The organism is Nocardioides thalensis (genome assembly GCF_013410655.1).
Lineage (GTDB): Bacteria > Actinomycetota > Actinomycetes > Propionibacteriales > Nocardioidaceae > Nocardioides > Nocardioides thalensis.
In genome coordinates this window covers 836,216-857,337 of the sequence record NZ_JACCFP010000001.1, presented here as the reverse complement: position 1 = coordinate 857,337, position 21,122 = coordinate 836,216, and the positions used below count along the sequence as shown (strand labels likewise).

The following is a 21,122-nucleotide window of genomic DNA, read 5'->3' as shown; positions in this document are numbered from 1 at the left end:
CGCACCGCCGCCTAGGCGGTCGCCGGGCCGCCGTACAGGTCCCCGAGACGCGCGGCGCCGCCGTCGAGGGCGGTGAGCACCCAGACGCCGTTGTCGGTCAGCGCGAAGGTGTGCTCGAAGTGCGCGGCCCAGCTACCGTCGCTGGTGAGAACGGTCCACTCGTCGTCGGCGAGGTCGGTGTCGGAGGTGCCGAGGGTGATCATCGGCTCCACCGCGAGGGCGAGGCCGCGCTTGAGCCGGGGGCCACGGCCGGGCTTGCCGTAGTTGGGCACGTCGGGGTCGAGGTGCATGGCCGAGCCGATGCCGTGGCCGGTGTAGCCCTCGGTGATGCCGTAGGCGCCCTGCTCGCGGACGTAGGACTCGATCGCGTGCGAGATGTCGCCGACCCGGCCGCCGAGCCGCACGGCAGCGAGCCCGCGCCACAGCGCCTCCTCGGTCACCCGCAGCAGCTCGGCGACCTCGGGAGCGATCTCCCCGACCGGCACCGTGATCGCGGCGTCGCCGTGCCAGCCGTCGACGATCGCGCCGCAGTCGATCGAGATGACGTCGCCCTCGCGCAGCACCCGGTCACCCGGGATGCCGTGGACGACCTCGTCGTTGACCGACGCGCAGATCGACGCGGGGAACGGCGGCTCGCCGTAGCCCAGGAACGACGGCGTCGCCCCCTGGCTGCGGATGTGCTCCTCCGCGATCCGGTCGAGCTCGCCCGTGGTGATCCCGGGGCGCACGGCGTCGCGGAGCAGCTCGAGGGTCCGGCCGACCACCAGGCCGGCCTCGCGCATGACGAGGACCTGCTCCGGTGTCTTGATCTCCAGACGCGCGAACGCCACGCGCCGGCTACGACTCGGGGATCTGGTCGATGACGTCGAAGATCCGCTTCGTGACGTCCTCGACGTCGCCGAGGCCGTCGATCTCGTGCACGAGGCCGCGCTTCTTGTAGACGTCGATCAGCGGGGCGGTCTCCTCCGCGAACAGCTCCTGCCGCCGCCGGATGACGTCCTCGGTGTCGTCGGCGCGACCCTCGATCTGGGCGCGCTGCAGCAGCCGCTGCACGACCTCGTCCTGGTCGACCGTCAGCACGATGACCGCGTCAAGCCGGTGGCCCGTGTGCGCGATCATCCCGTCGAGCTCCTCGACCTGGGCCAGGGTGCGCGGGTAGCCGTCGAGCAGGAAGCCGGGCTCGGCGTCGGGCTCGTCGATGCGGTTGCGCACCATGAGGTTGGTGACCTCGTCGGGCACGTACTCGCCGGCGTCCATGTACTTCTTCGCCTCGACGCCGAGCGGGGTGCCCTGCGAGACGTTGGCACGGAAGATGTCGCCGGTCGAGATCGCCGGGATGCCGCAGTGCTCTGCGACGAACTTCGCCTGGGTGCCCTTGCCCGCGCCGGGCGGGCCCATGATCAGCAGCCTCATATCGATTACCGCAGGAATCCTTCGTAGTTGCGCTGCTGGAGCTGGCTCTCGATCTGCTTCACCGTGTCGAGCGCGACGCCGACCATGATCAGGATCGACGTGCCTCCGAACGGGAAGCTCTGGTTGGCGTCGATCAGCACGATCGCGATCAGCGGGATGAGCGAGATCAGACCCAGGTAGAGAGCGCCCGGCAGCGTGATGCGGGACAGGACGTAGGACAGGTAGTCCTGGGTCGGCTTGCCCGCCCGGATCCCGGGGATGAAGCCGCCGTACTTCTTCATGTTGTCGGCCACCTCGACTGGGTTGAAGGTGATCGACACGTAGAAGTAGGTGAAGAAGATGATGAGCAGGAAGTATGTCGCCATGTAGAGCGGGTGGTCGCCGGTCACGAAATAATCTGAGACCCACTTGACCCAGGCGGCGTCGCTGGTCGCGTTGAACTGCACCGCCATCGCCGGCAGGTAGAGCAGCGACGAGGCGAAGATGACCGGGATGATGCCCGCCTGGTTGACCTTGAGCGGGATGTACGTCGAGCTGCCGCCGAACATCTTCCGACCGACCATGCGGCGGGCGTACTGCACCGGGATCCGGCGCTGCGACTGCTCGATGAAGATGACGCCGGCGACGATGACCATGCCGATGGCGATGACGACGCCGAAGGTCCACCAGCCCTGGCTCTTGCCGACCTGCCAGAGGGCAGCCGGGAAGGTCGCGACGACCTGGCAGAAGATCAGGATGGACATGCCGTTGCCGATGCCGCGCTCGGTGATCAGCTCACCGAGCCACATGATCACGGCGGTGCCGGCGGTCATGGTGACGACCAGGATGAGGAACGTCTTGGTGTCGTCGCTGTGCAGCAGCGGGTACTGCGTCGGGTCACAGCCCTGGAGCAGGTTGCCCGAGCGCGCGAGCGCGACGATGCCGGTCGCCTGGAGCACGGCCAGGCCCAGCGTGAGGTAGCGGGTGTACTGCGTGATCTTCGTCTGGCCGGCCTGGCCCTCCTTCTTGAGGGCCTCCAGCCGCGGGATCACGACGACGAGCAGCTGCAGGATGATGCTCGCGGTGATGTAGGGCATGATGCCCAGCGCGAAGATCGTGAGCTGGAGCAGCGCCCCGCCGGAGAACAGGTTGATCAGGTTGTAGATCCCGGCGCTCTCGCCCTCCTGGGCGATGTTGATGCACTCCTGCACGTTGTAGACGTGCACGCCAGGTGCGGGGATCTGCGAGCCGGCCCGGAAGATCACGATGATGCCCAGGACGAACAGCAGCTTGCGCCGCAGGTCCGGGGTCCGGAAGGCGTTCACGAACGCGCTGAGCACAGGATCCTCTTCTCACTTTCACGGGCCGGACGGCCGCGGGGAAGCCTAACAGGGGGTACCCGACGAGGTAGCGGGACCGGGATGCGCGAAGGGCGCGACGGCCTCACGGCCGACGCGCCCTCCACGTGGACATCACAGGACGGTGACAGTGCCGCCCGCGCCCTCGATCTTCTCCTTGGCGGAGGACGAGAACGCATTCGCGCTGACCGAGACCTTGACGGTCAGGTCGCCCTGGCCGAGCACCTTGACGGGCTCGCCCTTGCGGACCGCACCACGGGCCACCAGCGTCTCGGGGGTGACGTCGCCACCCTCCGGGAACAGGCTGCTGATCCGGTCGAGGTTGACGACCTGGTAGGTCACCTTGAACGGGTTCTTGAAGCCCTTGAGCTTCGGCAGCCGCATGTGGATCGGCATCTGGCCACCCTCGAAGGCGACCGGGACCTGGTTGCGGGCCTTGGTGCCCTTGGTACCGCGACCGGCGGTCTTTCCCTTGGAGCCCTCACCGCGACCCACGCGGGTCTTGGCGGTCTTGGCGCCGGGTGCCGGACGCAGGTGATGAAGCTTGAGAGCCATCAGACTCACTCCTCTCCGACGACCTCGACCGTCACAAGGTGACGGACGGTGTGGACCATGCCCCGGATCTCGGGACGGTCCTCCTTGACGACGACGTCGCCGATCTTCTTCAGGCCGAGGGTGCGCAGCGTCTCGCGCTGGTTGGCCTTCCGACCGATCGCCGACTTCTTCTGCTGGACCTTGAGCTGAGCCATCAGGAGCTCACCCCTGCAGCTGCCTTGGCCGCGGCGGCGGCCTCGGCCTCGCCCTCGGCCTTCGCCTTGAGCAGCGCCGCCGGGGCGACGTCCTCGACCGCGAGGCCACGGCGGGCCGCCACGCTCTCGGGCTGCTCGAGCATCTGCAGCGCCGTCACGGTCGCGTGCACGATGTTGATCTGGTTGGACGAGCCCAGCGACTTGCTGAGCACGTCGTGGATGCCGGCGCACTCGAGCACCGCACGCACCGGGCCACCGGCGATGACACCGGTACCGGGCGCGGCCGGGCGCAGGAACACGACGCCGGCAGCCTTCTCGCCCTGGACGGGGTGCGGGATCGTGCCCTGGACGCGGGGGACGCGGAAGAAGTTCTTCTTCGCCTCCTCGACGCCCTTGGCGATCGCCGCCGGGACTTCCTTGGCCTTGCCGTAGCCGACGCCGACCAGACCGTCGCCGTCGCCGACGACCACGAGGGCGGTGAAGCTGAAGCGACGACCACCCTTCACGACCTTGGCGACGCGGTTGATCGCGACGACGCGCTCGACGTACTGGCTCTTGTCGCCACCGCCGCGACGGTCGTCACGACCGCCTCCGCGGCGGTCGCCGCCCGAACGCTGTCCGCGCTGGGGTCCACTCATCTGTCTGTCTCCCTGGTTCTTTTCGCGGTCAGAAGCTCAGGCCGCCCTCGCGGGCGCCATCAGCAAGGGCCGCGATGCGGCCGTGGTACTTGTTGCCGGCGCGGTCGAACACGACCGCCTCGACACCGATCTCCTTGGCCCGGGCAGCGACGAGCTCGCCGACCTTCTTCGCCTTGGCGGTCTTGTCGCCCTCGGTGGAGCGCACGTCGCCCTCCATGGTCGAGGCCGACGCGAGCGTCTTGCCCACCAGGTCGTCGACGACCTGGACGGTGATGTGCTTGGTCGAGCGGGTGACGACCATGCGCGGGCGCTCGGGCGTGCCCGAGATGTTCTTCCGACCGCGGATCTGACGGCGCAGGCGCGACTTCGCGCGCGCCGAGAGGTGCCGCTGGTGCTTGAGGGTGATCGCCATGGTCACTTACCAGCCTTTCCGACCTTGCGACGGATGTGCTCGCCGGCGTACCGGACGCCCTTGCCCTTGTAGGGCTCGGGCTTGCGGAGCTTGCGGATGTTGGCCGCGACCTCACCGACGAGCTGCTTGTCGATGCCGGCCACGCCGAGCTTGGTCGGACCCTCGACGGCGAAGGTGATGCCCTCGGGAGCGTCGAAGATGATCGGGTGCGAGTAGCCGAGCTGGAACTCCAGCTGGGTGGGGCCCTTGGACAGGACGCGGTAACCGACGCCCACGATCTCGAGCTTCTTCTCGTAGCCCTCGGTCACGCCCACGACCATGTTGTTGATCAGGGTGCGGGTCAGGCCGTGGAGCGACTTGCTGATCCGCTCATCGTCGGGACGCTGGACGTCGAGGACGCCCTCGCCCTGGCTGACGGTGATCGGCGCGGCCACGGTGTGGCTCAGGGTGCCCTTGGGCCCCTTGACCGTCACCTGCTGGCCGTCGAGCGTCACGTCCACGCCGGCCGGGACCGGGACGGGGAGCTTGCCAATGCGCGACATGCTTGTGTTTCTCCTTCTCGGTCTCGGGGGTTACCAGACGTAGGCGAGGACTTCCCCACCCACGCCCTTCTGGCCCGCCTGGCGGTCGGTGAGCAGACCCTGGCTCGTCGAGATGATCGCGACGCCCAGGCCGCCGAGCACCTTCGGGAGGCCGGTGTGCTTGGCGTAGACACGCAGGCCCGGCTTGCTGATGCGGCGGACGCCGGCGATCGAGCGCTCACGGTTGCGGCCGTACTTGAGGGTGATCGTCAGCGTCTTGCCGACGCCGTTCTCGTTGTCGGCGACCTCGAAGGAGGTGATGTAGCCCTCCTGCTTGAGGATCTCGGCGACGCCCTGCTTCAGCTTGCTGTACGGCATGGCCACGGCGTCGTGGTACGCCTGGTTGGCGTTGCGCAGACGGGTCAGCATGTCTGCGATCGGGTCGGTCATCGTCATGATGCGTGGTTTCTCTCTCTGCTGTGGTTTCCGTCCGCTCTCCGGCGGATCGGACCTTCAGCTGGTTGATTCGGTGGTTAGGCCTGGGTCACCAGGAGGACTTGGTGACGCCCGGCAGCTCGCCGCGGTGGGCCATCTCCCGCAGGCAGATCCGGCAGAGGCCGAACTTGCGGTAGACCGCCTTCGGGCGACCGCAGCGCTGGCAACGGGTGTAGCCGCGCACCGCGAACTTCGGCTTGCGGGCCGCCTTGACCTTCAGTGAAGTCTTAGCCATCTCTACTTCTCCCTGCTCAGCGCTCTGCGAAGGGGAACCCGAGCTGCTTCAGCAGCGCGCGCCCCTGCTCGTCGTTGGTCGCCGTGGTGACGATCGTGATGTCCATGCCCCGCTGGCGGTCGACCTTGTCCTGGTCGATCTCGTGGAACATGACCTGCTCGGTCAGGCCGAACGTGTAGTTGCCGCGGCCGTCGAACTGCTTCGGCGACAGGCCCCGGAAGTCGCGGATGCGCGGAAGGGCGAGCGACAGCAGCCGGTCGAGGAACTCCCACATCCGGTCACCGCGCAGCGTGACGTGCGCACCGATCGGCATGCCCTCGCGCAGCTTGAACTGGGCGATCGACTTGCGGGCCTTGGTCACGGCCGGCTTCTGGCCGGTGATCACGGTGAGGTCGCGGATCGCGCCCTCGATCAGCTTCGAGTCGCGCGCGGCCTCGCCGACGCCCATGTTGACCACGATCTTGGTCAGGCCGGGCACCTGCATGACGTTGGCGATCTCGAAGTCGGACTTCAGCGCCGGGAGGATCTCCTCGCGGTACTTGGTCTTCAGCCGAGGGGTCGGGACCTCGGTAAGGGTTGCAGTGGTCTCGGTCATCGGATTCCTCAGATTTCCTTACCGGTCTTGCGCGAGATGCGGACGCTGCGCGTCGACGTGTACTCCGAGCCGTCGGGGCGGCGCTTGGTGACCTCGACGCGCTTGTGCGCGATGCGGGTCACGCCGTCGCCCTCGACGAGCATCACGTTGGAGACGTGGATGGGCGCCTCGGTCGTGATGATGCCGCCGGTGTTGCCGGCGCGACCGCCCTGGTCGATGGCCTTGGTGTGCTTTTTGATGCGGTTGACGCCCTCGACGATCACGCGCTGCTCCTCGCGGAGCACGCGGATGACCTTGCCCTCGGCGCCCTTGTCCTTGCCGGCGATGACCTTGACGGTGTCGCCCTTCTTGATGGCGAGCTTCGGCATCTTGCGGTTGGTCATCACAGCACCTCCGGCGCGAGCGAGATGATCTTCATGAACTTCTTCTCGCGCAGCTCGCGGCCCACGGGGCCGAAGATGCGCGTGCCGCGCGGCTCGCCGTCGGACTTGAGGATCACGGCGGCGTTCTCGTCGAAGCGGATGTAGGAACCGTCGGGACGGCGGCGCTCCTTGACCGTGCGGACGATGACGGCCTTGACGACGTCACCCTTCTTCACGTTGCCGCCGGGGATCGCGTCCTTGACGGTGGCGACGATGGTGTCGCCGATGCCGGCGTAGCGACGGCCGGAGCCGCCGAGCACGCGGATGCAGAGGATCTCCTTCGCACCGGTGTTGTCGGCGACCTTGAGTCGCGACTCCTGCTGAATCATCGATTTCTCCTGGTTGTCGTGCCGGTTCTCCCCGCCTCAGGGACGGGAAGCCTGGCCGAACGGGTGGTTACTTCGCGCGCTCGAGGATCTCGACGACGCGCCAGCGCTTGGTGGCCGACAGCGGGCGGGTCTCCATGATCAGGACCCGGTCGCCGATGCCACAGTCGTTGGCCTCGTCGTGGGCCTTGAGGCGCGTGTTCTTGCGCATGACCTTGCCGTAGAGGGCGTGCTTGACGCGGTCCTCGACCGACACGACGACGGTCTTGTCCATCTTGTCGCTGACGACCAGGCCCTCACGGGTCTTGCGCGCGTTGCGGACCGAGCCGGTGTTCTGCTCGCTCATGCGGTCTCCTCGTTGCTCTCCGCGCCCGGCGCGGTCCGGATGCCGAGCTCGCGCTCGCGCACCACGGTGTAGATCCGGGCGATGTCCTTCTTGACCGTGCGCAACCGGCCGTGGCTCTCCAGCTGGCCGGTGGCCGCCTGGAAGCGCAGGTTGAACAGCTCCTCCTTGGCCTCGCGCAGCTTGGCCTCGAGGTCGACGTTGTTGAGCTCATCCAGTTCGTGAGCGCGAGTGGCGTTGGCCATCAGAACTCACCAGCCTCTCGGGTGACGAAGCGGCACTTCATGGGCAGCTTGTGCATCGCGCGGCGCATCGCCTCGCGGGCGGTGACCTCGTCGACGCCGGACAGCTCGAACATGACGCGGCCGGGCTTGACGTTGGCGACCCACCACTCGGGCGAGCCCTTACCGGAACCCATCCGGGTCTCGGCGGGCTTCTTGGTGAGCGGGCGGTCCGGGTAGATGTTGATCCAGACCTTGCCGCCACGCTTGATGTGACGGGTCATGGCGATACGAGCGGACTCGATCTGCCGGTTGGTGACGTAGTGGCCCTCGATCGCCTGGATCCCGAAGTCACCGAACGCGAGCTTCGTGCCACCCTTCGCCGCACCCCGACGCTTCGGGTGGTGCTGCTTGCGGTGCTTGACGCGACGCGGCATCAACATGGGTCAGCTCTCCTGGTTCTCAGCCGGGGCAGCCGAGGTGGCCTCAGCCGGAGCCTCCGCAGCGGGAGCCTCGGTGGCCGGAGCCTCGGTGCGGGCACCGCGCGAGCCACGGCTCGGGCGGTCGCCACCACGGGACGGACGGCCGCTGCGGCCGGGGACACCGGCGCGGGCAGCCTGCTGGGCCTGGCGCTCGGCACGGGTGCCGGCGACCTCGCCCTTGTAGATCCAGACCTTCACGCCGATGCGGCCGAAGGTCGTGCGGGCCTCGTAGAAGCCGTAGTCGATGTCGGCACGCAGCGTGTGCAGCGGGACGCGGCCCTCGCGGTAGAACTCGGTGCGCGACATCTCGGCGCCGTTGAGGCGGCCGGAGCACTGGATCCGGATGCCCTTGGCACCGGAGCGCATCGAGGTCTGCATGGCCTTGCGCATCGCGCGGCGGAACTGGACGCGACCCGACAGCTGCTCGGCGACACCCTGGGCGACGAGCTGAGCGTCGATCTCGGGGTTCTTGACCTCGAGGATGTTGAGCTGGACCTGCTTGCCGGTCAGCTTCTCGAGCTCGCCGCGGATGCGGTCGGCCTCGGCGCCGCGGCGGCCGATGACGATGCCCGGACGCGCGGTGTGGATGTCGACGCGGACCCGGTCGCGGGTGCGCTCGATCTCGACCTTCGCGATGCCGGCGCGCTCCATGCCCTTGGACAGGAGCTTGCGGATCGCGACGTCCTCACCGACGTACGACTTGTACAGCTTGTCGGCGTACCAACGCGACTTGTGGTCGGTGGAGATGCCGAGACGGAAGCCGTTCGGGTTGATCTTCTGACCCATCAGTTCTTCCCCTTCTTCGCAGCCTCGACGACGTCGGCCGGCTGGACCACGAGCGTGATGTGGCTGGTCCGCTTGTTGATGCGGGTCGCCCGGCCCTGGGCACGGGGACGCCACCGCTTCATGGTCGGGCCCTCGTCGACGCGGCCAGCCGCCACGACGAGGTCGCCCGCGTTGAGGCCCTCGGTCGTCTCGGCGTTGGCCACGGCGCTCTCGAGCACCTTGTAGACGGTCTGCGCGGCCGACTGCGGCGCGAACTGCAGCAGCGTCAGCGCCTCGTCGACGGGCAGGCCGCGGACGAGGTCGACGACGCGGCGCGCCTTCATCGGCGTGATCCGCTGGAAGCGGGCGGTCGCGAACGCACCGGGCTGGTCGCCCAGGAGCGACTCGCGGCGGGCGCTGGTGCGCCGGCGGTCAGTGGTGGTCATCGACGACGTCCCTTCCGGTCTTCCTTGACGTGTCCGCGGTAGGTGCGGGTCGGGGCGAACTCGCCCAGCTTGTGGCCGACCATCGAGTCGCTGATGAAGACCGGCACGTGCTTGCGACCGTCGTGCACCGCGATCGTGTGGCCGATCATCGCCGGGACGATCATCGAGCGGCGCGACCAGGTCTTGATGACGTTGTGGGAACCCTTCTCGTTCTCGGCGTCCACCTTCTTCATGAGGTGGTCGTCGACGAAGGGACCCTTCTTCAGGCTGCGAGGCATCTCAGTTCTTCCCTACTCAGCGCTTGTTCTTGCCGGTCTTGCGACGACGGATGATCTGGCTGTCCGAGGCCTTGCGCTTGCGCGTACGGCCCTCGGGCTTGCCCCACGGCGAGACCGGGTGGCGACCACCGGAGGTCTTGCCCTCACCACCACCGTGCGGGTGGTCGACCGGGTTCATGACGACACCGCGGACGGTCGGGCGCTTGCCCTTCCACCGCATGCGGCCGGCCTTGCCCCAGTTGATGTTGGACTGCTCGGCGTTGCCGACCTCGCCGACGGTGGCGCGGCAGCGCACGTCGACGAACCGCATCTCGCCCGAGGGCAGGCGCAGCGTGGCGCGGCTTCCCTCACGGGCGACCAGCTGGGCGCTGTTGCCGGCCGAGCGGGCCAGCTTGGCACCGCCGCCGGGGCGCAGCTCGACGCAGTGGATCGTCGTGCCGACGGGGATGTTGCGCAGCGGCAGGTTGTTGCCCGGCTTGATGTCGGCGCCGACACCGGCCTCGACGGTCATGCCCTGCGACAGGTCCTTCGGCGCGATGATGTAGCGCTTCTCGCCGTCGGCGTAGTGCAGCAGCGCGATGCGCGCGGTGCGGTTGGGGTCGTACTCGATGTGAGCGACCTTGGCCGGCACGCCGTCCTTGTCGTAGCGACGGAAGTCGATGATCCGGTAGGCCCGCTTGTGGCCGCCGCCCTGGTGCCGGGTGGTGATCCGGCCCTGGTTGTTGCGGCCGCCCTTCTTGGGCAGCGGACGGGTCAGCGACTTCTCCGGGGTGGTCCGGGTGATCTCGACGAAGTCGGCCACCGAGGAGCCACGACGGCCCGGGGTGGTCGGCTTGTACTTACGGATAGCCATCAGGCCTGCCCTCCGAAGATGTCGATGCGGTGACCCTCGGCCAGGCTGACGATCGCGCGCTTGGTGTCCTTGCGCTTGCCGATGCCGTAGCGGGTCCGGCGGGTCTTGCCCGGCCGGTTGAGGGTGTTCACCGAGGTGACCTTGACGTTGAACACCTTCTCGACCGCGATCTTGATCTCGGTCTTGTTGGCGTCCGGGTGCACCAGGAACGTGTACTTGTTGGCGTCGAGGAGGCTGTAGCTCTTCTCCGACACGACCGGCGCGATCAGGATGTCGCGGTGGTCCTTGTGCAGGGTGCTCACTGGTCGCCCTCCTTCTTGCCGTAGGCGGTGCCGCTGACGAACGCGTCGTAGGCGCCCTTGCTGAACACGACGTCGTCGCTGGCGAGGACGTCGTAGGTGTTGAGCTGGTCGACGGCGACGAGGTGGACCTCGGGCGCGTTGCGCAGCGACAGCCAGGTGACGGTGTCGGTGCGCTCGAGCACGACGAGGAAGTTGCGACGGTCGCTGAGCTCGAGGAGCGCGGCGAGGGCAGCCTTCGTCGACGGCTTGTCGGCGGAGATCAGGGCCTCGACGACGTGGATCCGCTCGTTGCGCGCCCGGTCGGAGAGGGCACCGCGCAGGGCGGCGGCCTTCATCTTCTTGGGGGTGCGCTGGCTGTAGTCGCGCGGCTGCGGGCCGTGGACGACGCCACCGCCGGCGAACTGCGGCGCGCGGGTCGAGCCCTGGCGGGCGCGGCCGGTGCCCTTCTGCTTGTAGGGCTTGCGGCCACCGCCGCGGACGTCGCCGCGGGTCTTGGTGGCGTGCGTGCCCTGGCGGGCAGCGGCCTGCTGCGCGACGACGACCTGGTGGATCAGCGGGACGTTGAGCTCAACGTCGAAGATCTCGGCCGGGAAGTCGACCTTGACGGTCTTGGTAGCCATGGTTATCAGCCCTTCTTCGCAGCCGTGCGGAGGACGACGACGCCACCCTTGGGACCGGGAACCGCGCCCTTGACGAGGATCAGGCCCTTCTCCACGTCGACGGCGTGGACGGTGACGTTCTGGGTGGTGACGGTGTCGCTACCCATGCGGCCGGCCATGCGCAGGCCCTTGAACACGCGACCCGGGGTGGCGCAGGCGCCGATCGAGCCGGGCTTGCGGTGGTTGCGGTGCGCACCGTGGGAGGCGCTCACGCCGGCGAAGCCGTGACGCTTCATGACACCGGCGAAGCCCTTGCCCTTGCTGGTGCCGGTGACGTCGATCTGCTCGCCGGCCTCGAAGGTGTCGACCGGGATCTCGGCGCCGATCTCGTAGCTGGCGGCGTCGGCGGTGCGGATCTCGACCACGTGGCGGCGCGGCGTGGTGCCGGCCTTCGCGAAGTGGCCCGCGGCAGGCTTGTTGACCTTGCGGCCCTCGATCTCGCCGTAGCCGATCTGGACGGCGTTGTAGCCGTCGGGCTGGGGCTGGCGGACCTGGGTCACGACGTTGGTGGTGGCCTCGATGACGGTCACCGGCACGACACGGTTGTTGTCGTCCCACAGCTGGGTCATGCCCAGCTTGGTGCCGAGCAGGCCCTTGACGTTGCGTTCGATGGTCATGTCTCGATCAACTTTCCGATCAGAGCTTGATCTCGATGTCGACACCGGCCGGGAGGTCGAGCCGCATGAGGCTGTCGACGGTCTTCGGGGTGGGGTCGATGATGTCGATGAGGCGCTTGTGCGTGCGCATCTCGAAGTGCTCGCGGGAGTCCTTGTACTTGTGCGGCGAGCGGATGACGCAGAAGACGTTCTTCTCGGTCGGCAGCGGCACCGGGCCGGCGACCTTCGCACCCGTACGGGTGACGGTGTCAACGATCTTCCGCGCCGAGGTGTCGATCACCTCGTGGTCATAGGCCTTGAGCCTGATGCGGATCTTCTGTCCCGCCATAGGTCTCTCTCGTCCTTCTTCTGGTCCGCGTCCACTGGTGGGGACGTCCTCCGGTTGAGTCGGTCCCGCCCTGCTGCTCACCTCACCGCTCCCGACCCCCGAGGTCGGGCGTGTCGCGCCTGTTTTGGCACACACGTCCGCCCTTGCAGGCCTGGTGCTTTGTTGTGAGGCACCCGACGGTTCGTCGGGCTGATCGCGTCTCCGGGGTCCGGGCACTTCAGCACCACCGACCACGGTCAGGGAGCAGCACCGGGGGCGCTGCTCGGGAGACGCGATTCAGTAGTCAAGATGTGCCGCACCCCGGCGATCACGCCGGAGCAACCGGACTATCTTGGCATCCATCCGCGAACAGGTCCAAATCAGCGACGAAGGAGTGCGATGACCGCAGGTCCACCGCACCACTACCCGCCACCCGGCGCTCCCCCGCCGGAGGACCCACCGGCCAGCATCGCACCCGCACCGCCCGGGGCGCCGTACGCCCCGGCGCAGGCGCCCGCCGTACCGCGGACGGCGCAGGGCTGGCAGCACCTCGGCGGGGCCTTCCACCGCCCGGGCGCGATCCCGCTCCGGCCGCTCACGCTGGGGTCGATGTACGACGGAGCGTTCCGCATCATCCGCTACAACCCGAAGGCGACCGTCGGCGCCGCGGTGCTGGTCACCGCCGTCGCGATGCTCATCCCCGTGATCGTCACCGTGCTGGTGACGTTCGTCGGCGGGGTGACCGTCGACCTCACCGCCGAGTCGTCGTCGGAGGACCTGTCGACCGGCGAGGCCGTGGGCCTGCTGTCGGCGTACGGCTCGCTGATCTTCTCCTCGGTGCTGTCGTGGATCGGGCTGACGCTGGTGACGGCGATGATGACGAAGGTCGTCCACGCCGCGGCGGTCGGCCGCAAGCTCACGCTCGACCAGGCGTGGGCGTCGACCCGCGGCAAGCGGTGGCGCGCGCTGGGCCTCGCCGCGCTGGTGAGCCTGACGCTGCTCGTGATCTGGGCCGGCTGGGGGCTGCTGCTCGCGCTGGTCATCATCGCCACCGAGTCGGTGCTGGCGTCGGTGCTGTGGGGCATCGCGAGCTTCCTCGGCTGCGCCGCGCTGATGGTGTGGAGCTGGATCAAGCTGTTCTACCTGCCGGTGCCGGCGCTGATCCTCGAGGACGTCGGCGTGTTCGGGGCGATCGGCCGCGGCCGCCGCCTGACCGAGCGCCAGTTCTGGCGCACGTTCGGGATCGCTCTGCTCACCTACCTGATCGGGACGTTCGCCGGTGGGCTGCTGTCCGCGCCGGTCTCGATCGCCGCGCAGGTGCTGGTCTTCGTGTTCCCCGAGCAGTCGCTGCTCGTGCTGTTCGTCGGCCAGTCGATCGCGTCCGTCGTGCAGAACGCGTTCGTGGCGCCGTTCCTCGCCGCGGTCACCACGCTCCAGTACGTCGACCTGCGCATGCGCAAGGAGGCCTACGACGTCGAGCTGATGCGGGAGGCAGGGCTGCTGCCGCAGTGAGCCTCCCGCCGTCGTACCTCCTCCTCGACCCGCCGCTGGACCCCAGCGGCGACGATGCGCGCTCGTCCCTGCGACGGGAGCTGGCGCGGCCGGAGTACCACGACACCGACCTGCTCCAGCGGCTCCGGGACTGGCTCGTCCGCTTCTTCGACGACGGCGTCCAGTCGGTCAGCGACCTGTCGGGGGTCCCCGCGTTCCTGCTCCTGCTGCTGCTCGTGGGGCTGCTGGTCGCGATCGGCACCCTCGTCTCGCGGGCCCGGCGCACGACCCGGGTGCGTGACCGCTCGGCGCCCGCGCTGACCGACGAGACGATCACCGCCGCGCAGCTGCGCGCCCGCGCCGAGGCGGCGCTGGCGGAGGGCCGCTACGACGATGCGCTCCTCGACGCGTTCCGCGCGCTCGCCGTACGACAGGTGGAGAGCGACCGGATCGAGGACCTGCCGCAGGCGACCGCGCACGAGCTGGCGGCCTCCCTCGGGAGCGCGTTCGCGGGGCACCGCGAGCGGATCGAGCAGGCGGCCGACACGTTCGACGCCGTGCTGTACGGCGACCGGCCGGCGACGCGGGAGCAGGCGAGCGCCGTGCTCGCCCTCGACGCGGAGCTGTCCGGGCGGGCGGTGCGCCGATGACGGCCACCGCGACGGAGCCGCTGCGGCCGGCGAGGCTGTGGCAGCGCTACCGCTGGCCGATCGTGGTCGGCGTCTGCTTCGTGCTGGCCGTGGGCGTCGCGCTGTGGACCGGAGGTGGCGACGACGAGTACGGCGGCGACCTCGACCCGCGCAACACCGGGCCCGAGGGGGCCCAGGCCGTCGCCAAGGTGCTCGACGGGGAGGGCGTCGACGTCACGATCGTGCGCTCCGCCGACGAGCTGGCTGATGCGGAGGTCGACGCCTCGACGACCGTGCTGGTGACCGGCGCCGAGAGCCTCGCGAGCTCGACCGTCCGGCACCTGCGGCGCGAGGCGGGCGAGGCCCGGCTCGTGCTGGCGGACCCGCCGTCGTACGTCATCGACGAGATCGAGGAGCTCGACACCCGCATCTCCGGCGACGTCGACGACGTCGCGGCCGACTGCGGCGACCCGCTCTACGACGGGCTGGCCCTGACGGTCGACACCGCGACGGCCTACGAGCGCGAGGGCTGCTTCCCCACCGACGACGGGCACCTCCTGGTGACCGGCGGCTCGGGCACGGTCTACCTCGGGGCCGCCGAGGCGCTGACCAACGACCAGGTGCTCCGCGGCGACAACGCCGCGGTCGTGCTGCGGCTGCTCGGGCAGGAGGAGCGCCTGGTCTGGTACGTCCCGTCCCTGGAGGACACCGTCGACGGCGAGGCCGTGTCGCTCTCGGCGCTGCTGCCGCGCTGGATCGGCCCGGGGCTCTGGATGGCGGCGCTCGCGCTGGTCGCGCTGGTGCTGTGGCGCTACCGCCGGCTCGGGCCGCTGTCCACCGAGCCGCTGCCGGTCGTGGTGCGCGCCGTCGAGACCGCCCGCAGCCGCGGCCGGATGTATCGCAAGGGCGGCGACCGCGCCCACGCTGCCACCGCGCTGCGGACCGCGGCCCGCCGCCGCCTCGCCGAGCGGCTCGCGCTCGGCCGGCAGGCGTCGGAGGACGCCGTGATCGACGCGGTGGCCGCACGCCTGGACCGGCGGCGCGAGGACGTCGCCGTACGCCTGTCCGACGCGGGCCCCGTGCCCGACACCGATGCCCGCCTGGTCCACCTGGCCCAGGAGCTGTCCGAGCTGATCAGAGAGGTCCCCCGCGGATGACCGAGATCCCACCGCCCCCGCCGAGCAGTCCCCCCGTCGACGCGCGCGAGCGGCTGCTCGCCGTACGGCACGAGGTCGCGAAGGCGGTCGTCGGGCAGGACGCCGCCGTGTCGGGCCTCCTGGTGGCGCTGCTGTGCGGCGGGCACGTGCTGATGGAGGGCGTGCCCGGCACCGCCAAGACGCTGCTGGTGCGCACGCTCGCGGCGTCCCTGTCGGTGGAGACGCGGCGGGTGCAGTTCACCCCGGACCTGATGCCGGGCGACATCACCGGCTCGCTGGTGATCGACAACAAGGCGGGCGAGCTGTCGTTCCGGGAGGGGCCGGTCTTCACCAACCTGCTGCTCGCCGACGAGATCAACCGGACGCCCCCGAAGACGCAGTCGGCGCTGCTGGAGGCGATGGAGGAGGGCCAGGTGTCGGCCGACGGCGTCACCCGGCCGCTGCCGCGCCCGTTCCTCGTCGCGGCGACGCAGAACCCGGTCGAGTACGAGGGCACCTACCCGCTGCCCGAGGCGCAGCTCGACCGGTTCCTGCTCAAGGTCGTGCTGCCGGTGCCGCCGCGGTCCGACGAGATTGCGATCCTCAGCCGCCACGCGAGCGGATTCGACCCGCGCGACGTCGCCGGTGCCGGGGTGCGACCGGTGGCGAGCGCCGCCGACATCGAGGCCGGCCAGGCCGCGGTGAAGAAGGTCCAGGTGTCGGAGGAGGTCGCGACCTACATCGTCGACATCGCCCGCGCCACCCGCGACTCCCCTTCGCTCTCGCTCGGCGTCAGCCCGCGCGGCGCGACCGCGCTGTTGCGCGCCGCCCGCGCGTGGGCGTGGCTGTCGGGGCGCGACTTCGTGACCCCCGACGACGTCAAGGCGCTCGCCCACGCCGCCCTCGTCCACCGCCTCGGCCTCCGCCCGGAGGCTGAGCTCGAGGGCGTCGACGTGGCCGCCGTCCTCTCCTCCGCGCTCGGCTCCGTGCCGGTCCCGCGCTAGCGCCGGCGCTGATGGCGATCTCCGGCCGGGTCCCGCTGCTGCTCCTCCTGGGGGTGGGGGCGGTCTACCTGCGCCCGAGCGGCGGCACGGTCGGGTTGTGGCTGCTGGCGGTGCTGCTCTTCACCGGCCTCGACCTGCTGCTCGCCGGCCCGACCGGCGGTGCCGGCCTACTGCGCAAGGACGCGGGCGCCGTACGACTCGGGGACGGGGCGGAGTCGGTGCTCACTGTGAGCAACGAGGGCCGCCGGACGCTGCGCCTCCAGGTGCGCGACGCGTGGCAGCCGTCGGCGGGCGCCACCGGCAACCGGCACCGGCTCCGGCTCACCGCGGGCGACCGCCGGATCCTGCGTACGCCGCTGCTCCCCCGTCGTCGCGGCGACCTGCGCGCCGACGGGGTCACCGTCCGGTCGTGGGGCCCGCTCGGGCTCGCCGCCCGTCAGCGCACCTACGACTTGGCGGGCACCGTGCGGGCGCTGCCTCCGTTCGAGTCCCGCAAGCACCTGCCGTCGCGGCTCGCCCGGCTGCGCGAGCTCGACGGCCGCGCGGCCGTGCGGGTCCGCGGGCAGGGCACCGAGTTCGACTCGCTGCGGGAGTACGTGCGCGGCGACGACATACGCTCGATCGACTGGCGCGCGTCCGCGCGCAGCGCCCACGTCGTCGTCCGCACCTGGCAGCCCGAGCGCGACCGTCGCGTGGTGCTGGTCCTCGACACGTCACGTACGGCGGCCGGACGGGTGGGCTCCGGCGACGGCGTACCCCGGCTGGACGCGGCGATGGACTCCGCGCTGCTCCTCGCCGCCCTCGCCTCGAGGGCCGGGGACCGGGTCGACCTCGTCGCGGGCGACCGGCGGGTGCGCACCCGGTTGCGCCTGGCCGGGAGCCGCGATGTCGCCGCCCGCCTCCAGGACGCGATGGCCGACCTCGACCCGGTGCTCGTCGAGGCGGACTGGGACGCGCTCGCCGGCGCGGTCCACGACCTCGGCCGCCGCCGGTCGCTGCTGGTGCTGCTCACGCCGCTCGAGCCGACGTCGGTGCTCCAGGGCCTGGTGCCGGTGCTCCCGTCGCTCACCCGCCACCACCGCGTGGTGCTCGCGTCGGTCCGCGACCCCGAGCTGAGCCGCCTCGCCGAGGCCCGCGACTCGATCGACGAGGTCTACGACGCCGCCGCCGCCGAGCAGGAGCTGCGCCGGCGGGCCTGGACCGGCGACGTCCTCCGCAAGCTCGGCGTCGACGTACTCGAGGCCGACGCGGAGTCGCTCCCGCCGGTGCTCGCCGACCACTACCTCGCGCTGAAGGCGGCCGGCCAGCTCTAGCCGAATCCGCCCCCATGGTCCGCCGAATCCGCCCCCCATGGTCCGCCGAGTTCGACCTGATGGTCGCTCAAGGCTCTCCGTCTCGCGGTGAGCCGGACCGGACAAACCGTCGAGCACAACTCGGCGGACCACGGGGCCCGATTCGGCGCACCATCGAGCACAACTCGGCAGACCATGAGGCCCGATTCGGCGGACCATGAGGCTGGACTCGGCGGACCATGAGGCTGGACTCGGCGAGCCATCGACGGTCAGGCCTGGGTGGCGACCCGGTCCTCGAGGAGGTCGTCGGCGATGTCGCCGGTCGCGCCCGAGCGGGAGGCAGCACGGCCGACGACGAAGACGTAGGCGAAGAACACCAGCTCGGCGGTGACGCCGATCGCGATCCGGGCCCAGGTCGGCAGCGGCGACGGTGTCACGAACGCCTCGATGATGCCGCTGACGAGCAGCACCACGACCAGGCCCATGGCGACGGTGATCGCCGTGCGACCCGCGTGCGCGATCGAGGCGCCGCGGGTCAGCCCGCCGGGCTCGATCCAGGACCAGAACAGGCGCAGGCCGACGCCGGCCGCCACGAACACGGCAGTGAGCTCGAGCAGGCCGTGCGGGAGGATCAGCCCCCAGAACAGGTCGCCCCGGTCGTAGCGGGTCATGATCGCGCCGACCACGGCGAGGTTGGCGATGTTGTTGAAGAGCAGGTAGAGCACCGGCAGGCCGAGGATGCCGAGCGCGATGCACAGCGCGCTGACCCAGGCGTTGTTGACCCACACCTGGGTGGCGAACGAACCGGCGGCGTGCTCGCTGTAGTAGTTCTCGAAGTCGTTCTTCACGAGGGCGTCGATCTCCGACTGCGAGAGCAGCGACTGCTCGACCTCGGGGTGGTCGCCGAGCCACCACATCATCACCGCGAGCACGACGACGTTGCCGGCGAAGCACCCCAGCCACCACCAGCGCAGGCGATACAGCGCCGCCGGGAACTGGTGGGTGAAGAACCGGCCGAACGCCTGCCACCGGGTGACGCGGGTGCCGAGCATCGCCACGCGCGCCCGGCCGAGCAGCGAGGACAGGTAGGACACCAGCTGCGCGTCGGGAGCCGACGTGCGGATCACCGACAGGTCGGTCGCGGCCTGCTGGTACCGGTCGACCAGCTCGTCACTGGTCGCGCCGGTACGGCGCCGTTCGCGGAGCAGCTCCTCGAGCCGCGCCCACTCGTGGGAGTGCGCGGCCACGTAGGCGTCGATGTCGATCCGCGGCACGGGCTCACCGTAATACCCTTGCCCCGATGTCAGCCGCCGAGTTCGCCACGCTCACCGAGGACGACCTCGTCACGGGCGAGGGCGTGGCACTCGACCTGCCCGCAGCGTCCCTCGGCACCCGGCTGGTCTCGGGCCTGATCGACCTGCTGGTGACCCTGGTCGGCGGCTTCATCACGTTCTTCGTGCTGCTGACGGCGACCGTCCAGACCGACGAGGCCCTGCTCTGGGCGGCCTACGTGCTCGGCATGGTCCTCGTCTTCGTCGTCTTCCCGGCGACCCTCGAGACGCTCACCCGCGGCCGCTCGGTCGGCAAGCTCGCGATGGGGCTGCGCACGGTGCGCGACGACGGCGGCCCGATCAGCTTCCACCACGCGGTGGTGCGCGCGCTCATCGGCTTCGTCGAGATCTACGCGTTCTCGGGCGCGCCCGCATTCTTCTCGATGCTGCTGAGCCGGCGCGGCAAGCGGCTCGGCGACTACGCCGCGGGCACGTACGTCGTCCGCGACCGCGTCACCCTGCAGCTGCCGCACCCGCCCGAGATGCCCCGCCAGCTCGCGGCGTGGGCGGCCCACGCCGACATCGCCTCCCTCCCGACCGGGCTCGCGCTCGCCGTACGCCAGTTCCTCGGGCGGCTGCCCGGGCTCGACCGTCCCACCCGCGACCGGCTCGGCGGCGCCCTGCTCGCCGACGTGCTTCAGTACGTCGCACCGCGGCCGATGGGCAACGAGCCACCCGAGCTCGTGCTGGCCGCCGTCATCGCCGAGCGCCGCAAGCGCGACCTCGCCCGACTTCGCCGCGACGCGGCCACCCGTGACCGGCTCACCGCCGGGATCTGAGCAGGAACCGATGAGGAGCACACGATGAGCACGACCACGCCCGCGACCGCGGCCAACCCGCTGACCGCCGACGAGCTCGCGCGCGCGACCGACGCGATCGACCGGGTGTCCGCCGCGTTCGACAGCCGGGTCGTCGGCCAGGACCGGCTGCGCACCGCCCTCCTCGTCAGCCTGCTCGCCGAGGGACACGTCTTGATGGAGAGCGTTCCCGGCCTCGCGAAGACCCTGTCGGCGTCGACCCTGGCGCAGGCGGTCGACGCCCGCTTCTCGCGCATCCAGTGCACGCCCGACCTGCTGCCGAGCGACATCATCGGCACCCAGGTCTACGACCCGCGCACGCACGAGTTCGAGACCCAGCTCGGCCCGGTCCACGCCAACCTGGTGCTGCTCGACGAGATCAACCGCGCCAGCGCCAAGACCCAGTCGGCGCTGCTCGAGGCGATGCAGGAGCAGCAGACGTCGATCGCCGGCACGATCCACCGGCTGCCGACGCCGTTCCTCGTGCTCGCGACGCAGAACCCGATCGACCACGAGGGCACCTACGTGCTCCCCCACGCCCAGATGGACCGGTTCCTGCTCAAGGAGATCGTCGACTACCCGGCCGAGGCCGACGAGATCGCGGTGCTCGACCTGATCGACGACGGCACGCTCGGCCAGCACCAGCAGCCGGTCGCGCCGGTCATCTCGACCGCCGACGTCATCGACCTCCAGTCGCTCGTCCGGCGCGTCTACGTCGACCCGGCGATCAAGAAGTACGTCGTGTCCGTCATCCGCGCCACCCGCGGGGGCGCGCAGGTGCTCGGCGCCAAGCTCGCGCCGTACGTCGAGATCGGTGCCAGCCCGCGCGGCACGATCGCGTTCTTCCAGGCCGCCCGCGCGATGGCGGTGCTCCAGGGCCGTCACTACGTGATCCCCGAGGACGTGCGCGAGCTGCGCTACAGCGTGCTGCGGCACCGGATCCACCTGAGCTTCGAGGCGCTCGCGGACCGGGTGGCCCCGGAGACCATCATCGACGCGGTCTTCCGCGCAGTCCCCACGCCGTGA

The 21,122-nt window shown here is 70.2% G+C and carries 32 protein-coding genes; 7 read left to right on the top strand and 25 right to left on the bottom strand.

The window, feature by feature from the left end:
• Window positions 1-11: 11 nt before the first annotated feature.
• The 24 genes from map to rpsJ all read right to left on the bottom strand — a co-directional run bounded on the left by map (window position 12) and on the right by rpsJ (window position 12,437).
• Entirely contained in the window at window positions 12-830 is an 819-nt protein-coding gene (map, locus tag HNR19_RS04300; protein ID WP_179666783.1) for a type I methionyl aminopeptidase, read from the bottom strand.
• A 7-nt stretch (window positions 831-837) separates the two neighbouring features.
• Window positions 838-1,413 (bottom strand): adenylate kinase, encoded by a 576-nt coding sequence (locus HNR19_RS04295; protein WP_179666782.1) that lies wholly within the window; start codon window positions 1,411-1,413, stop codon window positions 838-840.
• 5 nt (window positions 1,414-1,418) lie between these two features.
• On the bottom strand, window positions 1,419-2,732 hold the full coding sequence (gene secY, locus HNR19_RS04290; RefSeq protein WP_179666781.1) for a preprotein translocase subunit SecY: 1,314 nt from the start codon (window positions 2,730-2,732) through the stop codon (window positions 1,419-1,421).
• Between the two features lie 132 nt (window positions 2,733-2,864).
• On the bottom strand, window positions 2,865-3,305 hold the full coding sequence (gene rplO, locus HNR19_RS04285; RefSeq protein WP_179666780.1) for a 50S ribosomal protein L15: 441 nt from the start codon (window positions 3,303-3,305) through the stop codon (window positions 2,865-2,867).
• A 5-nt stretch (window positions 3,306-3,310) separates the two neighbouring features.
• Window positions 3,311-3,499 (bottom strand): 50S ribosomal protein L30, encoded by a 189-nt coding sequence (rpmD, locus tag HNR19_RS04280; protein ID WP_179666779.1) that lies wholly within the window; start codon window positions 3,497-3,499, stop codon window positions 3,311-3,313.
• Window positions 3,499-4,137 carry a 30S ribosomal protein S5 gene (rpsE, locus tag HNR19_RS04275; RefSeq protein WP_179666778.1) on the bottom strand — a complete coding sequence of 213 codons (639 nt, stop codon included), beginning with the start codon at window positions 4,135-4,137 and terminating at the stop codon, window positions 3,499-3,501. Before rpsE ends, rpmD begins: the two co-directional genes overlap by 1 nt.
• 28 nt (window positions 4,138-4,165) lie before the next feature.
• Window positions 4,166-4,549, bottom strand: a complete 384-nt coding sequence (gene rplR, locus HNR19_RS04270) for a 50S ribosomal protein L18 (RefSeq protein ID WP_179666777.1) — start codon at window positions 4,547-4,549, stop codon at window positions 4,166-4,168.
• A 2-nt stretch (window positions 4,550-4,551) separates the two neighbouring features.
• Window positions 4,552-5,091 carry a 50S ribosomal protein L6 gene (gene rplF, locus HNR19_RS04265; protein ID WP_179666776.1) on the bottom strand — a complete coding sequence of 180 codons (540 nt, stop codon included), beginning with the start codon at window positions 5,089-5,091 and terminating at the stop codon, window positions 4,552-4,554.
• A gap of 30 nt (window positions 5,092-5,121) precedes the next feature.
• Window positions 5,122-5,526 carry a 30S ribosomal protein S8 gene (gene rpsH / locus HNR19_RS04260; protein WP_179666775.1) on the bottom strand — a complete coding sequence of 135 codons (405 nt, stop codon included), beginning with the start codon at window positions 5,524-5,526 and terminating at the stop codon, window positions 5,122-5,124.
• A gap of 88 nt (window positions 5,527-5,614) precedes the next feature.
• A complete protein-coding gene (locus tag HNR19_RS04255) occupies window positions 5,615-5,800 on the bottom strand; it encodes a type Z 30S ribosomal protein S14 (RefSeq protein WP_010831721.1) in 186 nt (61 codons plus the stop codon).
• Window positions 5,801-5,816: 16 nt separating this feature from the next.
• A complete protein-coding gene (gene rplE, locus HNR19_RS04250) occupies window positions 5,817-6,395 on the bottom strand; it encodes a 50S ribosomal protein L5 (protein ID WP_179666774.1) in 579 nt (192 codons plus the stop codon).
• A gap of 8 nt (window positions 6,396-6,403) precedes the next feature.
• Complete coding sequence (gene rplX, locus HNR19_RS04245; protein ID WP_246303474.1) at window positions 6,404-6,778, bottom strand: 50S ribosomal protein L24; 375 nt, start codon at window positions 6,776-6,778, stop codon at window positions 6,404-6,406.
• Window positions 6,778-7,146 (bottom strand): 50S ribosomal protein L14, encoded by a 369-nt coding sequence (gene rplN / locus HNR19_RS04240; RefSeq protein WP_179666773.1) that lies wholly within the window; start codon window positions 7,144-7,146, stop codon window positions 6,778-6,780. Before rplN ends, rplX begins: the two co-directional genes overlap by 1 nt.
• 67 nt (window positions 7,147-7,213) lie before the next feature.
• The gene (rpsQ, locus tag HNR19_RS04235) at window positions 7,214-7,489 is read right to left on the bottom strand and encodes a 30S ribosomal protein S17 (RefSeq protein ID WP_179666772.1); all 276 of its coding nucleotides are present in this window, start codon (window positions 7,487-7,489) and stop codon (window positions 7,214-7,216) included.
• Window positions 7,486-7,731 carry a 50S ribosomal protein L29 gene (rpmC, locus tag HNR19_RS04230; RefSeq protein WP_179666771.1) on the bottom strand — a complete coding sequence of 82 codons (246 nt, stop codon included), beginning with the start codon at window positions 7,729-7,731 and terminating at the stop codon, window positions 7,486-7,488. Before rpmC ends, rpsQ begins: the two co-directional genes overlap by 4 nt.
• Window positions 7,731-8,150, bottom strand: coding sequence for a 50S ribosomal protein L16 (gene rplP, locus HNR19_RS04225; protein ID WP_179666770.1), 420 nt, complete (start codon window positions 8,148-8,150; stop codon window positions 7,731-7,733). The genes rpmC and rplP overlap by 1 nt, the downstream gene beginning before the upstream one ends.
• Window positions 8,151-8,153: 3 nt before the next feature.
• Window positions 8,154-8,975, bottom strand: a complete 822-nt coding sequence (rpsC, locus tag HNR19_RS04220) for a 30S ribosomal protein S3 (RefSeq protein WP_179666769.1) — start codon at window positions 8,973-8,975, stop codon at window positions 8,154-8,156.
• Entirely contained in the window at window positions 8,975-9,400 is a 426-nt protein-coding gene (rplV, locus tag HNR19_RS04215) for a 50S ribosomal protein L22 (protein WP_179666768.1), read from the bottom strand. The genes rpsC and rplV overlap by 1 nt, the downstream gene beginning before the upstream one ends.
• The gene (gene rpsS / locus HNR19_RS04210) at window positions 9,397-9,678 is read right to left on the bottom strand and encodes a 30S ribosomal protein S19 (RefSeq protein ID WP_136594898.1); all 282 of its coding nucleotides are present in this window, start codon (window positions 9,676-9,678) and stop codon (window positions 9,397-9,399) included. Before rpsS ends, rplV begins: the two co-directional genes overlap by 4 nt.
• Before the next feature lie 16 nt (window positions 9,679-9,694).
• Window positions 9,695-10,531, bottom strand: a complete 837-nt coding sequence (gene rplB / locus HNR19_RS04205; protein WP_179666767.1) for a 50S ribosomal protein L2 — start codon at window positions 10,529-10,531, stop codon at window positions 9,695-9,697.
• Window positions 10,531-10,833, bottom strand: coding sequence for a 50S ribosomal protein L23 (gene rplW / locus HNR19_RS04200; RefSeq protein WP_179666766.1), 303 nt, complete (start codon window positions 10,831-10,833; stop codon window positions 10,531-10,533). Before rplW ends, rplB begins: the two co-directional genes overlap by 1 nt.
• Window positions 10,830-11,453 carry a 50S ribosomal protein L4 gene (gene rplD, locus HNR19_RS04195; RefSeq protein ID WP_179666765.1) on the bottom strand — a complete coding sequence of 208 codons (624 nt, stop codon included), beginning with the start codon at window positions 11,451-11,453 and terminating at the stop codon, window positions 10,830-10,832. Before rplD ends, rplW begins: the two co-directional genes overlap by 4 nt.
• Before the next feature lie 5 nt (window positions 11,454-11,458).
• Window positions 11,459-12,109 (bottom strand): 50S ribosomal protein L3, encoded by a 651-nt coding sequence (gene rplC / locus HNR19_RS04190; protein WP_179666764.1) that lies wholly within the window; start codon window positions 12,107-12,109, stop codon window positions 11,459-11,461.
• A gap of 19 nt (window positions 12,110-12,128) precedes the next feature.
• Window positions 12,129-12,437, bottom strand: coding sequence for a 30S ribosomal protein S10 (gene rpsJ, locus HNR19_RS04185; RefSeq protein ID WP_007078637.1), 309 nt, complete (start codon window positions 12,435-12,437; stop codon window positions 12,129-12,131).
• A gap of 378 nt (window positions 12,438-12,815) precedes the next feature.
• On the opposite strand from rpsJ, the gene HNR19_RS04180 reads away from it, so the two are divergent.
• Genes HNR19_RS04180 through HNR19_RS04160 form a run of 5 tightly spaced genes read left to right on the top strand, consistent with a single transcriptional unit; the run spans window position 12,816 to window position 17,989 of the window.
• The gene (locus HNR19_RS04180; RefSeq protein WP_179666763.1) at window positions 12,816-13,928 is read left to right on the top strand and encodes a hypothetical protein; all 1,113 of its coding nucleotides are present in this window, start codon (window positions 12,816-12,818) and stop codon (window positions 13,926-13,928) included.
• Window positions 13,925-14,557, top strand: a complete 633-nt coding sequence (locus HNR19_RS04175; RefSeq protein WP_179666762.1) for a DUF4129 domain-containing protein — start codon at window positions 13,925-13,927, stop codon at window positions 14,555-14,557. The genes HNR19_RS04180 and HNR19_RS04175 overlap by 4 nt, the downstream gene beginning before the upstream one ends.
• Window positions 14,554-15,693 carry a DUF4350 domain-containing protein gene (locus tag HNR19_RS04170; protein ID WP_179666761.1) on the top strand — a complete coding sequence of 380 codons (1,140 nt, stop codon included), beginning with the start codon at window positions 14,554-14,556 and terminating at the stop codon, window positions 15,691-15,693. Before HNR19_RS04175 ends, HNR19_RS04170 begins: the two co-directional genes overlap by 4 nt.
• Window positions 15,690-16,676: an AAA family ATPase gene (locus HNR19_RS04165; RefSeq protein ID WP_179666760.1), complete on the top strand. Its 987-nt coding sequence runs from the start codon at window positions 15,690-15,692 to the stop codon at window positions 16,674-16,676. The genes HNR19_RS04170 and HNR19_RS04165 overlap by 4 nt, the downstream gene beginning before the upstream one ends.
• An 11-nt stretch (window positions 16,677-16,687) precedes the next feature.
• Window positions 16,688-17,989, top strand: a complete 1,302-nt coding sequence (locus HNR19_RS04160) for a DUF58 domain-containing protein (RefSeq protein ID WP_179666759.1) — start codon at window positions 16,688-16,690, stop codon at window positions 17,987-17,989.
• Between the two features lie 248 nt (window positions 17,990-18,237).
• Here the strand turns inward: HNR19_RS04160 and HNR19_RS04155 are convergent, their stop codons facing one another.
• Window positions 18,238-19,242, bottom strand: coding sequence for a stage II sporulation protein M (locus HNR19_RS04155; protein ID WP_343047043.1), 1,005 nt, complete (start codon window positions 19,240-19,242; stop codon window positions 18,238-18,240).
• A 26-nt stretch (window positions 19,243-19,268) separates the two neighbouring features.
• Here HNR19_RS04155 and HNR19_RS04150 point away from each other — a divergent pair, with 26 nt between their 5' ends.
• Together HNR19_RS04150 and HNR19_RS04145 are read left to right on the top strand one after the other, a co-directional pair.
• Entirely contained in the window at window positions 19,269-20,078 is an 810-nt protein-coding gene (locus HNR19_RS04150; RefSeq protein WP_179666758.1) for an RDD family protein, read from the top strand.
• Between the two features lie 24 nt (window positions 20,079-20,102).
• Window positions 20,103-21,122 carry an AAA family ATPase gene (locus HNR19_RS04145; protein ID WP_179666757.1) on the top strand — a complete coding sequence of 340 codons (1,020 nt, stop codon included), beginning with the start codon at window positions 20,103-20,105 and terminating at the stop codon, window positions 21,120-21,122.